Origin of the sequence: Pseudomonas sp. (genome assembly GCF_049645325.1) — a bacterium.
In the GTDB taxonomy this organism is placed as follows: Bacteria; Pseudomonadota; Gammaproteobacteria; order Pseudomonadales; family Pseudomonadaceae; genus Aquipseudomonas.
Window position 1 is genome coordinate 1 of sequence record NZ_JBARTQ010000478.1, and the last position, 12,601, is coordinate 12,601.

Below are 12,601 nucleotides of genomic sequence, written 5' to 3' on the forward strand. Positions count from 1 at the left end.
GAGTCTTGCGGTTGGCCGAGGACGCTTCCGGCTCGGCCGGGGTAAAGTTCATCAAACAGAGAACAAGGCCTGTTATGAAGATCAATCAATCGCCGCTGGATGTGCTGACTCAGTTCATCGGTTCGCACGTATCAACACCGGGGGATTACCCCATGCCTATTCCCGGCCTGGGTTTTTTTCGTCGTGATGAAGTCGCGGCGCCCGTGGTGTGCATGGTCGAACCGAGCATCGTGCTGGTCGCCCAAGGCGAAAAGCAGTTGTGGGTCGGCGGCGAAGGCTATAAGTACGACACCTCGCGATTTTTGGTGACCTCGCTGGACATTCCTGCCAACTCAGAGGTATTGGCTGCCAGCCCGACGAAACCGTGCCTTGGGCTGACCTTCAAGCTCGACCTGCGCATCCTCGCCGAATTGATCGCCCAGAGTGATGTGCCGCCGACGCGTGAGCGGGCGGTGACGAAGGGGTTGGGTATCGGCACTGTCACCGAAGGCATGCTGGCGTCGTTCGCCCGCCTGGTTGCGTTACTCGATGAGCCTGAGGCAATTCCGGTGTTGGCACCGTTGATGCACCGTGAGGTTCACTATCGGCTGTTAAAGAGTGACCAAGCCACCCGATTGCGCCAGATCTGTTCTGTGGATGGCCACGGTTATCGTATTGCCAGGGCGGTCGACTGGTTGAAACTCAATTACTACGAGCCCTTGCGTGTGGTGGAATTGGCCGCACACGTACAAATGAGTGCGGCCACTTTTCACCATCACTTTCGCCAACTGACGACGATGAGCCCGTTGCAATATCAGAAATGGTTACGTTTGAACGAGGCGCGGCGATTGATGTTGAACGAGCATCAGGACGTTTCCAGTGCGGCATTCAAGGTGGGTTATGAAAGTCCATCACAGTTCAGTCGCGAGTACAGCCGACTGTTTGGCGTGCCGCCCAGACGCGATGTTGCAGTGCTGCGAGGGAAGGCCGTCGTCACTGATCCGGCGTCGTCAAATTAGCGAAAAAAATGCAGCCAATCAGTCGCGCAAACAAGCTTAAGGTTTCCGGCAGGTTGGGGTCATCAAACAGCATTGCCCTGGAATCCAGCGCACACAGCGCGCCAAACAAGCGGCCGTCGGGCAGGAAGATCGGTGCGCCCGCGTAGCTTTCGATCTCGAACTGCTTGACCACCGGGCGCACGGCGAAGCGGCCATTCTGGCTGATCTGCGGAATAAACAGTGCCTGGGGGTTGATGCAGAACTCGCTGCACAGGGTGGTTTCCAGGTCCAGCACGTCGTGGGCATTGATCCCCATTTCCAGCGGGTCGTAGGCTGAGCACACCACCCATTCAAGGTCGGTGAACTTGGCGATGCCGGCAAAGCGCATGCCGGTCAGGCGGGTGACCAGTTGCAGGATGCTGGTGGTGGCTTCTATCTCTGCGATAGCAGCGCGCTCGTCGGCGTTGAGTAGCGAATGTGCGGCGGTGACGCTTGGAACCATGCTTGAACACTCCAGTTGCGTGACGGCCCGGGCCGCCACGCACGGTCAGTCTTAATTGATGCGTGGGTGCTGTTCTACCAGGTTCTTGCGCTTGGCTTCGAGTTCGGCAATTTCGGCGTCAATGTCTTCGATCTTCTGCTCGATGTTGTCGTGGTGCTCCTGCAGTAATTCCTTGGCTTCTTCCTTGTTGGACGCCGCCGGCGCCGCGCCGCGCAGGGGTTTGTTGGCGGTTTCCTTCATGGTCAGGCCGGTGATCAGACCGACCACCGCGAACACCATCAGGTAGTAGGCGGGCATGTACAGGTCGTTGGTGCTTTCCACCAGCCAGGCCACGGCGGTCGGGGTGAGGCCGGCGATCAACACCGAGACGTTGAACGCACTGGCCAGGGCGCTGTAGCGAATGTGCGTGGGGAACATCGCGGGCAGTGTCGAGGCCATCACGCCGATGAAGAAGTTCAGGATCACGGCGAGGATCAGCAATCCGGCGAAGATCAGGCCGATCTTGCCGCTGGTGATCAGCATAAACGCGGGAATAGCCAGGAACAGCAGGCCAATGCTGCCGGCGATGATGAAGGGCTTGCGGCCGATCTTGTCGCTGACAAAGCCAATGAAAGGCTGCACGAACAGCATGCCGACCATGATCGCGATGATGATCAGCACGCCGCTGTTTTCTTTGTAGTGCAGGTTATGCGAGAGGTAGCTCGGCATGTAGGTGAGCAGCATGTAGTACGTCACGTTGGTGGCCGCGACGATGCCGATGCAGGTCAACAGGCTGCGCCAGTGCTTGGTCGCGACTTCCTTGAACGACACTTTGGGGCCGTGTGTCAGGCCTTCGCGGTCGCCTTGTTCGAGCTTGTCCATGTGCTGCTGGAACGCCGGGGTTTCTTCCAGCGCGTGACGCAGGTACAAGCCGATGATGCCCAGAGGCAGAGCGAGGAAGAACGGCAGGCGCCAGCCCCAGGATTCGAAGTCGGCTTCACCGAGTACGGTGGAGATCAACACCACCACGCCGGCGCCGAGCACGAAACCGGCGATGGAGCCGAAGTCCAGCCAGCTGCCGAGGAACCCGCGCTTGCGGTCCGGGGCATATTCGGCGACGAAGATCGATGCGCCCGTGTATTCACCGCCTACCGAGAAGCCCTGGGCCATTTTGCACAGCAGCAGCAGGACGGGTGCCCAGATGCCGATGGAGGCATAGGAGGGGATCAGGCCGATGGCGAAGGTGCTCAGGGACATGATCACGATGGTCGCGGCGAGCACTTTCTGTCGCCCGTATTTATCGCCCAGCGCACCGAAGAACAAGCCGCCCAGCGGACGAATCAGGAAGGGTACCGAGAAGGTGCCCAGTGCGGCGATCATTTGTACGCTGGGCGAGGCGTCGGGGAAGAACACCTTGCCGAGCACATAGGCGACAAAACCGTAGACGCCAAAGTCGAACCACTCCATGGCGTTACCCAGTGCGGCGGCGGTAATCGCCTTGCGCACCTTGGTATCGTCGACGATGGTGATGTCTTTCAATCCGATGGGTTTGACGCTTTTCTTACGTAATTTCATGCGGGCCACTCTAAATCCGAACAGGGGAGGTGCCATCGTTGCGATGGCACCGCTCTGTCAGTTCAGATACAAGCGGACATGAAATAATTCACCACTATTTGAGTTTTTTTGCGGCTGCATTGAACTTTGTGACTTTGAGAGGGAGTTATCCGAATGCCTGTCACCGCCTCACGCCTGACCTACCGCAAGCCAGAGCCCCGCGACGTGCAACGATTGTTCGCGATCTTCGGCGACCCGCAGACAAACCTGTTCAACCCGGCCGGCCCCATGGCGAGCCTGGACGCTGCACAACGCCTGCTCAATCACTGGCTCGAACAATGGGCGACCCAGGGGTATGGCTGGTGGGGGATTGCCCTTAATGAGGCGCCCGAGCACCTCATCGGTTTCGGCGGCGTGGCGCCACTCAATTACTTGACCGAGCGACGCATCAACCTCGGGTACCGGTTTGCCGTCGAAGCCTGGGGGCAGGGCTATGCCACCGAGCTGGGCCGCGATGCCCTCAAGCTGGCCTTTGAAACCCTCGACTTGCCGCAGGTCTTCGGGCTGGTCAGGCCGGATCACAGGGCGTCGATTCGGGTATTGGAAAAGCTCGGCATGCAGCGCATTGGCGAGCTGGATGATGTGCCGGGCAAGGCACCGAGCCTGGTGTTCAGTTGCTGTCATCCTACAACTGCAATTTCCTGACCACTTTTATGGGCGTGTAATACCTCGGTGATCGGCAATCTTTGCGATTGACACCGCGTAGGGACCTCGATATAAAAGTCACAGTTGTACGACGACATATGACGTTACATGTGTCCTTACTAAAAACAATAAAAAGTGATGCCATGAATTTGAATGAGCCCATTTCCGCCCATCGCGTCGGCCAGGCCGTCGGCAACTATCGCTGGACCATCTGCGCGATGTTGTTCTTTGCCACCACCGTCAACTACCTCGACCGCCAGGTGCTCAGCCTTCTGGCGCCGCAACTGTCGACGCAATTTGGCTGGAGCAACACCGACTACGCCAACATCGCAGCGGTGTTCCAGTTCGTTTATGCGATTTCCATGCTGTTCGCCGGGCGGTTTGTCGACAAGATCGGCACCAAGGCCGCTTACGTCGTGGCGATTGGCATCTGGTCCACCGGCGCCATCATGCATGCGTTTGCCGTCCCTATGGGCGAGGGCATCGCAGCCGTCAGCGGCGCCATCGGCTTGGCGGTGATCCCGGTGTCGATTGCCGGCTTCATGCTGTCGCGCGCCGTGCTGGCGATTGGCGAGGCGGGCAACTTCCCCATCGCGATCAAGGCCACGGCCGAATACTTCCCCAAGAAAGAGCGCTCGCTGGCCACCGGGATTTTCAACTCCGGCGCCAACGTCGGTGCGATCCTGGCGCCGATTTGTGTGCCGCTGATTGCCGGGATGTGGGGCTGGGAAGCCGCGTTCATGGTGATCGGCATGCTCGGCTTTATCTGGGTCGCCGTGTGGTCGATGCTGTACCAGAAACCCGATGAGCAAAAACGACTGTCGGCTGAAGAACTGGCCTACATCCGCAGTGACCAGACCGTACAGCCGTTCACGCCTGCTCCGACGGGTACCGTCGAAAAGAAAGTCTCGTGGTTCAAGTTGCTGACCTACCGCCAGACCTGGGCGTTTGCCTTCGGCAAGTTCATGACCGACGGCGTGTGGTGGTTCTTCCTGTTCTGGTTGCCCACCTACCTGTCGGCCCAATACGGCATGAAAGGCGCCGACATCGTGATGCCGCTGGCCGTGCTGTACAGCATGACCATGGTCGGCAGTATCGGCGGCGGCTGGTTCCCCAGCTACTTCATGGCCCGTGGCGATGCGCCTTACGATGGCCGCATGAAAGCCATGCTGGTGATCGCGCTGTTCCCGCTGGTGGTGTTGCTGGCCCAACCGTTCGGCTACCTGGGCTTCTGGGTGCCGGTGTTGCTGATTGGCGTGGGTGCCTCGGCGCACCAGGCCTGGTCGTGCAATATCTTCACCACCGTGTCCGACATGTTCCCGCAGAAAACCGTGGCCTCGGTGGTCGGTATCGGCGGCATGGCCGGTGGTCTGGGCGGTGTAGTGATGACCAAGATCGGCGGCTGGGTGTTCGACTACTACAAGTCCATCAACGATATTCACACCGGCTACATGATCATGTTCGCGATCTGCGCGCTGGCGTACCTGGTGGCGTGGAGCGTGATGAAAGCGCTGGTGCCACGCCACAAGGAAATCACTGACCTGTAAGGCGTCAGTTCCCGCGCTGCCTGCAGCGCGGGAAAGCCTCACAACTCGCGGGCCCAGGTTTCACTGATCAGCGTCTTGCCGAAACTGACCGTGGGCTCTTCGTCTACCAAGGTAAACCCGGCTTTCTGGTAGAGCTTGCGCGCATCGGTCAGGGCGTTGACGGTCCACAGCAGCATGCTTTTGTAGCCCACATGCCGGGCAAAACGCAGGCATTCGTCGACCAGCCGATAACCAATGCCCATGCCGCGCGCACTGGCGTCCACGTAGAGCATGCGCAGTTTGGCGGTGGTCTCGTCATGGCGCACCACGAACACCGAACCCACCACTTCGCCGTCTTTTTCCGCGATCCAGCAACGCTCGGAGGCCGGGTCAAATTCGCGCAGGTACTTGGCGACAATCTCCGATACCAACGCCTCGAACTCCCAATTCCAGTTGTACTCGCGGGCATACAGCGCCGATTGCTGCTGCACCACCAACCCCATATCGCCCGGTTGCGGGTCGCGCAGCAGGTAGCTCGGCGTGCCGCCTTGCAGCAAGGTCTGGATGCGTTGCATGGCGCCCGTCAGTTGGTGTTGCTGTTGTTCGGGCAAGGCTTGCAGCAAGGCGATGACTTCCTGCTGGGTTTTCTGTTCCAGGGGCGCCAGCACCGCGCGGCCGAGGTCGCTGAGGTGCAGTTGCACCGCGCGTGCGTCGGTGACGGAGCGGACTTTCTGGATCAGGCCTTTCTTTTCGAAACCGCTGATCAGCCGGCTCAGGTAACCCGCGTCGAGGCCAAGCATCTGGCACAGGTCGGCGCTGGTCAGGTCGCCACGCGAAGACAACTCGTACATCACGCGGATTTCGGTCAGGGAGAAGTCGCTTTGCAGCAGGTGTTCCTGCAACACACCAATCTGGTGGGTGTAGAAACGGTTGAAGCCACGGATGATGCCAGCGCGTTCGACAAGGGTAGTCGTAGACATGATGATGCTCTGATGGTTGCCTGAAGCAATTATATTGTTGCCTCAGGCAATCATGTCAAAACATTTCGGCTAGCGGTTGCGCGTTACCCGCCAGACGGTATTCGCCAGGTCGTCGGCGATAATCAGCGCGCCTTTTGGATCCACCGTGACCCCCACCGGGCGCCCGCGGGTCTTGCCGTCATCGCCGCGGAAACCGGTGGCGAAGTCGACAGGCTCGCCGGCTGGCTTGCCATCGCGGAACGGCACAAAGATCACTTTGTAGCCCACCGGGTTATCACGGTTCCAGCTGCCGTGCTCGCCGACAAACACGCCGTCGGCAAATTTCTCGCCCATTTCGGGGATGGAGAAGTCTACGCCCAGCGCCGCGACGTGGGAGCCCAGGCTGTAATCCGGCTTGATCGCCGCGGCGACTTTCGCCGGGTTCTGCGGCTGCGCGCGCGGGTCGACGTTCTGGCCCCAGTAGCTGTAGGGCCAGCCGTAGAAGGCGCCTTCGCGCACGGAGGTCAGGTAGTCCGGCACCAGGTCAGGGCCGAGTTCGTCACGTTCGTTGACCACCGTCCACAGTTGCCCGGAGCCCGGCTGGATGGTCAAGGCGGTGGGGTTGCGCAGGCCGGTGGCATACGGTTTGTGCGCGCCGGTGGCGGCGTCGATCTGCCAGACCATCGCCCGGTCGATCTCCACTTCCATGCCGCGCTCGGTGATGTTGCTGTTGGAACCGATGCCCACATAGAGCTGGTGCCCATCGGCACTCACGGCCAGCGACTTGGTCCAGTGGTGGTTGATCTGCGCGGGCAGGTCGGTGACCTTGCTCGGCGGGCCGCTGGCTTTGGTCTGGCCATCGGCATAGTCGAAGCTCACCAAGGCATCCTGGTTGGCCACGTACAATTTGCCATTAGCGTAGGCCAGGCCGTAGGGCGCGTTGAGGTTGTCGGCGAACACGGTCTTCATCTCATAGGTGCCGTCGCCATCGGCATCACGCAACAGGGTCAGGCGGTTGCCGCTCTTGACCTTGGTGTTGCCCTCGGCCTTGATCACGCTGGCGATCACGTCCTTGGGCTTGAGCTTGGCCGCGCTGCCACCGCGGCCCTCAGCTACCAGGATGTCGCCGTTGGGCAATACCAGGGTCTGGCGCGGAATGGCCAGGTCGGTGGCGATGGCGGTGACGCTGTAGCCTTCCGGCACGCTCGGTTTTTGCTCGCCCCACGGCGTCGGCTCGGCAATCTTCATGCTCGGCAACAGGCTGCTTTGCTGTTCCGGCAACGTCGGGTTGGGGCCGCGAGCCTGGGTCTTGTCGCCTTCGCCGCCGCATGCGCTCAACAACAGCGCTGCGCTTAACACGGTCAGTGTGCTGGACGTTTTCATTTGGCACCTCCCGAGCGCAGGCCGGTCCAGGTCGCGGCCAGTGTGAGCAAGGTCACAATCACCGACAGCACCAGCCCGCCGGGCATTGAGGCGTAGGCGTCCTTGGCGTGCTGGAACGCATTGACCAGGCCAAGCACCCACGTGGCCAGCAGCAACAACACATAAACAGTCGGCTGCCCGGCCTTGCGTTCGGCGCGCAGCAGGTTGACCAACGCGAAGAGGAAAGCAAGGCCGCAGAACACCAGCGCGCCGGCGATCAGCCAGGAGGCGAAGTTGGCCCATTGAATCTGGTAGGTCTGGGTGTAGGCGATGTCGCTGAGCAAGGCACCGAGAAACAGCGGCACGGTACCGGCGAGCAAGGTCGCGTGCAGCGGCCCGGGTGTATAGCGATAGACGGGAAGGGTGGTCATGGGGTGGCGGCTCCTTGTTGTACAACGCCCCTGGGGAAGGGGCAGCGCATAGGAAAGGAGCACGGCATTTGTCGGATAGTTCAGTGTAATTCGTGTCGAAATATTATGAACCGGCTGGGAGCCCCTGGGCCTAACCCCTTATCATCCCGCCCTTTATTCCCGTCAGGCGCTTTCATGACCCATCCTCGCATCGGCTTCGTTTGCCAGTACAAGCACCCTGAGCGCCTGCTCTCGGCCAGCGCCTTGAAGCTGATCGAAGGCCCGTTCAACCCGCGCACCACCACCTTGCGCTGGATGGAAGGTGTAACGCCGCAAGTGGCGCGCGACAAGCTGGTGGACATCGTCACCCATAACCTCGCCGCCCAGTTGCGCCTGCTCGCCTACGTGGCCGAACTGCCGCCGACGTTGCGCATGCTGCGCCTGAGCAGCGACCTGCTGCCGTTCTACAGCCACCCGAAAGTCGCGGATGTGTACAAAGACCCGGCCATCGAACGTCAGCTGATTGAAGGGTTTGCCGCGATCGGCGACCTGGCGCGGGCTTCGGACATCCGCCTGTCTTTCCACCCCGGCCAGTACTGCGTGCTGGGCTCGGAAAACCCCGGCGTGGTGGAAAACAGCCTGGCCGAGTTTGAATACCACGCCGACATGATTCGCATGATGGGTTACGGTCGACGCTTCCAGGACCTCAAGTGCAACGTGCACATTGCCGGGCGCCTGGGCGTGGAGGGCACCCGCGCCGTGTGGCCACGCCTGTCGGAAGTGGCGCGCAATTGCATCACATTTGAAAACGACGAGAAGACCTACGGCCTGGATCACTGCCTGCAAGTCGCCGACCTGGCGCCGGTGGTGCTGGACATCCACCACTGCTGGATCCACGAAAACGACTACATCGACCCGCATGCCCCACGGGTGGCGCAGGTGATTGACAGCTGGCGCGGCGTGCGCCCGACTATGCACTATTCGCAGCCCGTGGAAAGCCTGCAAACACTGGGGTTCGATGCCGACCACAAGCTGGAAATGGACGCGCTGTTGGCGGTGGTCTCCAAGCGCGACTTGTACGCCCACAGCGCGCAAATGTGGAACCGCTGGACCAACGATTACGCCCTGCAGTTTCTCGACCGCTTCGACATCATGCTCGAAGCCAAGGACAAGAACGTCGCGGCGCTGGCGTTCTATGAACACTGGCAGCGGCGCACGGCGTGAGCGGCGTCACTTCTTGCCGTTCAGCGGAACCACCAGTGTGACCCACATGTTCCAGCCTTCCGGCCGGTTCTTGGCGTCGAACTCGTAGTAGCCCTTGACGTTGGCGTACCACAACTCATCACCGACTTTGAAAAAGTGCCCGGCCTGCGGGCCGATCCCGGCCACCCGTGACTTGAAGTCGCCCAGCACAGCGCCGCTGCCACTGTCGCCAGTCACCTGTTCGAAGTAATACCCCACCAGGCCTACCAGGGTTTGCGAGTTAAGAAAGTGCGAGGCGCTCAAGTCGATATGTGCGTCGACCCCGTTCTTGTAGTCGGTGTCGGTGTTTTTCCAGTTGTAGGTCATGCCGGCAACAGCGGAAAACTCGTTGGTTTTGTCGAAGTAGGTGTAGCCGCCGCCCGCGTCCAGGGCGGCGTGGCCCAGGCCGAGGTTCACCAGCCGATTGGGGTCATAGGCACCGATGGGAATGTTGCCCATGGAGTACGCCATGAAATTGTGTACGCCGTGGTTCCATTTCAGGGTGCCGAGCAGGTAAAGGTCGCTGCCGCCTTTGAGGCTGTCGTTCGTCCCGCCGGAAAAGGACCGGCCACGGGGCCCGGTGATGGTCGCATCAATGCTGGCTTCGGAGCGCGCAACGGCGGCCACCGCTGAGACGGCCGCCTGGGCACCGCCGAGAACCGGGGTTTCGAATGTATAGGTGGGGCTGGCGAACAGCAGGTCGGCCTTGGCATCCAACCCGACCACCGTGCGCCCGCCACGCGGAACCACCGCATTTTTGTTGTCGCTGGCGCTCACGTGGTAATAGATCAGCGGCAGGCTCCAGCCCGGCGTCACAGGCGCGGCGGCGAGGGCGCCGAACTGCCCCGGCAGCCAGAAACTGATGCCACCATCATCGGCGTGCGCCATGGCAAGGGGGAGCAGGGCAAGTACGCCCAAGACGCTCGTCTTTGTGGTCATAGGACTTCCTATCCAAGGGGCCATTCGGTGCGTGCGGTTGGGGGCTTCGCGCCCCACGGCCGTTTGAGCATAGTTCAAGGTTTGAAGAGCGTTGCGCCCGCGCGCGTTGGCGGGCATCCTCCTCGATCTGACAAAAGGAGCCTTCCAATGCCCACTTTGCACCTGCTCTGCGGCAAGATCGCCTCAGGCAAGTCCACCCTTGCCAAAACCCTCGCGGGCCAGCACGCCGCCATTGTGCTCAGTGAAGACACATGGCTGGCGCAGCTGTACCCCGGCGAAATCGTGTCGATTGCCGACTACCTGCGCAGCGCCCAGCGGGTTCGCGGGGTGTTGGGGCCGCTGGTGATCAACCTGCTGCAGTCTGGCGTCAACGTGGTGTTGGACTTTCCCGCCAATACCCTGGCCAATCGCGAATGGCTGCTGGGCCTGGCGCAATCGGCCCAGGTGCCGCATTGCCTGCACTACCTTGAGCTGGATGACGCCACCTGCCGTGCTCGGCTGCGCGCACGCAATGCCGCTGGGGAGCACGATTTTGCCGCCACCGACGCGGAGTTTGACCTGATTACCCGGCACTTCTGTGTGCCGAGTGAAGAGGAAGGCTTGGTGATTGAGGTGCATCGCCCATGAGCACTGTGCAACCTACCGGTGTCGACGCCGATGGCTATGTCCTCAGCGTTGGCGATGGCCCCTTACAGCCTGAGTTCCAGCCGTTGCTGGAGGATGTGTGCCTGACCCTTTCCCCGGTAGAGCTGGGAGTGGACGGCGTCTACCTCTATGGCAGTGTCGCCCGGGGCGATGCCAGCCCTGGCATTAGCGACCTTGACCTCACGCTGGTGTTGCGTGAACCGCCCGACGCGCCGCTATTGGAGCACCTGGAGCAAACCCGGCTGACGCTGGAGCAACGGCACCCGGAAGTCACCAAGATCGATTTCGACATTGGCCACCGCGCGCAGGTGCTGGCGCCTGAGCACAAAAACCGCTGGGGATTCTGGCTCAAGCACCATTGCCGCTGTGTGTGGGGCAATGACCTTGCCGTGCATTTCGAGCGGTTTCGGCCGTCGCGGGACATCGCGCTGGCGCTCAATGGCGACTTCGCGCAGGCGCTGGCGACCTATCGCACGCGCATTGAACACGCCGCCACCGCGCCGGAACGGCTGCGCCTGGAACGTGAAGCGTCGCGCAAGCTGATTCGGGCGACGCCGTTATTGTCCCTAGCGCAAGACGCGTCAAGTTGGCCGCACACGCTTGAAGAGCACGTCGCGTTGTTCGTCCAGCGTTACCCCGCGATGCGCATCCAGATGGCGTTTTTTCTGTTTGAGGCCAGGAACCCGAGCGCCGAGCGCGAGCCGTTCCTGGCACGGCTGGATACCTTTGTGGCCTGGATGGTTTCAGAACAGGGTTAGATAGGTATATTGGCGTTCAATCTGCCTTTGCATACGCCAAGCCTATGGACCTTTCATGATCAATTTCCGCCTGATTCGCCACCTCTGGCTGTTCCTCGCCGTCGCCGAAGAGCAAAACTTTGGCCGCGCCGCCAAGCGCCTGGGCATGTCGCAGCCGCCGTTGAGCGAGCAGATTCAGGTGCTGGAGCAGGCGCTCAAGGTCACCTTGTTCGAGCGCTCGCGGCGCGGCGCCAAGTTGACCCCGGTGGGCGCGGCGATCCTGCCGGCGGTGCGCAAATTCGCCGAGCAACTGGAGCGTCTGGAACTGGCGGTGGAGGAGGCGGTGGCGGGGCAGTCGGGCATGTTGACCATCGGCGCGATTTCCACGGCGATGTTTGATGTGCTGCCCGGTGTGATCGACCAACTCAAGCAGCAATACCCGCACCTCACGGTGTCGGTGCGTGAAATCGACAGCGTAGAGGCCGTACCCGCGCTGGAGGCCGGGGATATCGACCTGGCCTTCGCGCGGCTGGACGGCGACCTGGGCCCGGCGATCCAGTCATTGCCGCTGCTGGAAGACCGTCTGATGGTGGCCTTGCCGAGCACTCATCCACTGGCCGCGCGCACGCGCATCAGCCTGTCGAGCCTGGCCACCGAGCCTTGGGTGATGTTTTCACGCAAGGTCAGCCCGGTGTACTTCGATAACCTGATCGCCACGTGCCGCGCCAGCGGGTTTTCACCCCGGGTGCTGCACGAAGTGCGGTCGGTGGCGTCGCAAATCGCCTTTGTCAGCTGTGGCCAGGGCATTGCGCTGGTGCCGGCATCGTTGAAGAAACTCGCGCCGGCTAACGTGGTGCTGCGGGCACTGACCCAGAAGCTCAACGTGGTGACGACGGCCGTGGCGTGGAACAGTGAGCGGCCTAACCCGCTGGTGACGGAATTGGTCGCGCACTTCCAGGCTCATACGATTGGCGTATGAATGCGTTCCGCTATCCGTTATTTACACCCGGCTGCAAACCGTTGAAATTGGTGGCCTGACTGTTCAAGGAGGCCCCACCATGTCG

Annotated in this window: 13 protein-coding genes; 7 read left to right on the top strand and 6 right to left on the bottom strand. The window is 61.2% G+C overall.

Features of this window, described 5'->3' with window-relative positions; all coding sequences use genetic code 11:
* Positions 1 to 74: 74 nt before the first annotated feature.
* A complete protein-coding gene (locus WBB95_RS20500) occupies positions 75 to 998 on the top strand; it encodes an AraC family transcriptional regulator (protein WP_424489252.1) in 924 nt (307 codons plus the stop codon).
* Here the strand turns inward: WBB95_RS20500 and WBB95_RS20505 are convergent.
* Both WBB95_RS20505 and proP read right to left on the bottom strand, forming a co-directional pair.
* Entirely contained in the window at positions 973 to 1,479 is a 507-nt protein-coding gene (locus WBB95_RS20505) for a GAF domain-containing protein (protein ID WP_424489240.1), read from the bottom strand. The two genes, WBB95_RS20500 and WBB95_RS20505, sit on opposite strands and share 26 nt — an antisense overlap.
* A gap of 51 nt (positions 1,480 to 1,530) precedes the next feature.
* Positions 1,531 to 3,033, bottom strand: coding sequence for a glycine betaine/L-proline transporter ProP (gene proP / locus WBB95_RS20510; protein WP_424489241.1), 1,503 nt, complete (start codon positions 3,031 to 3,033; stop codon positions 1,531 to 1,533).
* Positions 3,034 to 3,186: 153 nt separating this feature from the next.
* Here proP and WBB95_RS20515 point away from each other — a divergent pair, with 153 nt between their 5' ends.
* Both WBB95_RS20515 and WBB95_RS20520 read left to right on the top strand, forming a co-directional pair.
* Positions 3,187 to 3,717 (top strand): GNAT family N-acetyltransferase, encoded by a 531-nt coding sequence (locus WBB95_RS20515; RefSeq protein WP_424489242.1) that lies wholly within the window; start codon positions 3,187 to 3,189, stop codon positions 3,715 to 3,717.
* Between the two features lie 143 nt (positions 3,718 to 3,860).
* The gene (locus WBB95_RS20520) at positions 3,861 to 5,264 is read left to right on the top strand and encodes an MFS transporter (protein ID WP_424489243.1); all 1,404 of its coding nucleotides are present in this window, start codon (positions 3,861 to 3,863) and stop codon (positions 5,262 to 5,264) included.
* A 38-nt stretch (positions 5,265 to 5,302) separates the two neighbouring features.
* Here WBB95_RS20520 and WBB95_RS20525 read toward each other — a convergent pair whose 3' ends face one another.
* The 3 genes from WBB95_RS20525 to WBB95_RS20535 all read right to left on the bottom strand — a co-directional run bounded on the left by WBB95_RS20525 (position 5,303) and on the right by WBB95_RS20535 (position 7,995).
* Complete coding sequence (locus tag WBB95_RS20525) at positions 5,303 to 6,223, bottom strand: bifunctional helix-turn-helix transcriptional regulator/GNAT family N-acetyltransferase (RefSeq protein ID WP_424489244.1); 921 nt, start codon at positions 6,221 to 6,223, stop codon at positions 5,303 to 5,305.
* A gap of 69 nt (positions 6,224 to 6,292) precedes the next feature.
* Positions 6,293 to 7,585 carry a PQQ-dependent sugar dehydrogenase gene (locus tag WBB95_RS20530; protein ID WP_424489245.1) on the bottom strand — a complete coding sequence of 431 codons (1,293 nt, stop codon included), beginning with the start codon at positions 7,583 to 7,585 and terminating at the stop codon, positions 6,293 to 6,295.
* Entirely contained in the window at positions 7,582 to 7,995 is a 414-nt protein-coding gene (locus WBB95_RS20535; RefSeq protein WP_424489246.1) for a DUF2231 domain-containing protein, read from the bottom strand. The genes WBB95_RS20530 and WBB95_RS20535 overlap by 4 nt, the downstream gene beginning before the upstream one ends.
* Positions 7,996 to 8,169: 174 nt before the next feature.
* Between WBB95_RS20535 and WBB95_RS20540 the strand changes: the two genes are divergently transcribed.
* The gene (locus WBB95_RS20540; protein WP_424489247.1) at positions 8,170 to 9,198 is read left to right on the top strand and encodes a UV damage endonuclease UvsE; all 1,029 of its coding nucleotides are present in this window, start codon (positions 8,170 to 8,172) and stop codon (positions 9,196 to 9,198) included.
* Positions 9,199 to 9,204: 6 nt separating this feature from the next.
* Here WBB95_RS20540 and WBB95_RS20545 read toward each other — a convergent pair whose 3' ends face one another.
* Entirely contained in the window at positions 9,205 to 10,155 is a 951-nt protein-coding gene (locus WBB95_RS20545; protein ID WP_424489248.1) for a SphA family protein, read from the bottom strand.
* 147 nt (positions 10,156 to 10,302) lie between these two features.
* On the opposite strand from WBB95_RS20545, the gene WBB95_RS20550 reads away from it, so the two are divergent.
* Genes WBB95_RS20550 through WBB95_RS20560 form a run of 3 tightly spaced genes read left to right on the top strand, consistent with a single transcriptional unit; the run spans position 10,303 to position 12,516 of the window.
* On the top strand, positions 10,303 to 10,782 hold the full coding sequence (locus WBB95_RS20550) for an AAA family ATPase (RefSeq protein WP_424489249.1): 480 nt from the start codon (positions 10,303 to 10,305) through the stop codon (positions 10,780 to 10,782).
* Complete coding sequence (locus tag WBB95_RS20555) at positions 10,779 to 11,558, top strand: nucleotidyltransferase domain-containing protein (protein ID WP_424489250.1); 780 nt, start codon at positions 10,779 to 10,781, stop codon at positions 11,556 to 11,558. Before WBB95_RS20550 ends, WBB95_RS20555 begins: the two co-directional genes overlap by 4 nt.
* Positions 11,559 to 11,613: 55 nt before the next feature.
* Entirely contained in the window at positions 11,614 to 12,516 is a 903-nt protein-coding gene (locus WBB95_RS20560; protein ID WP_424489251.1) for a LysR family transcriptional regulator, read from the top strand.
* Positions 12,517 to 12,601: the final 85 nt, after the last annotated feature.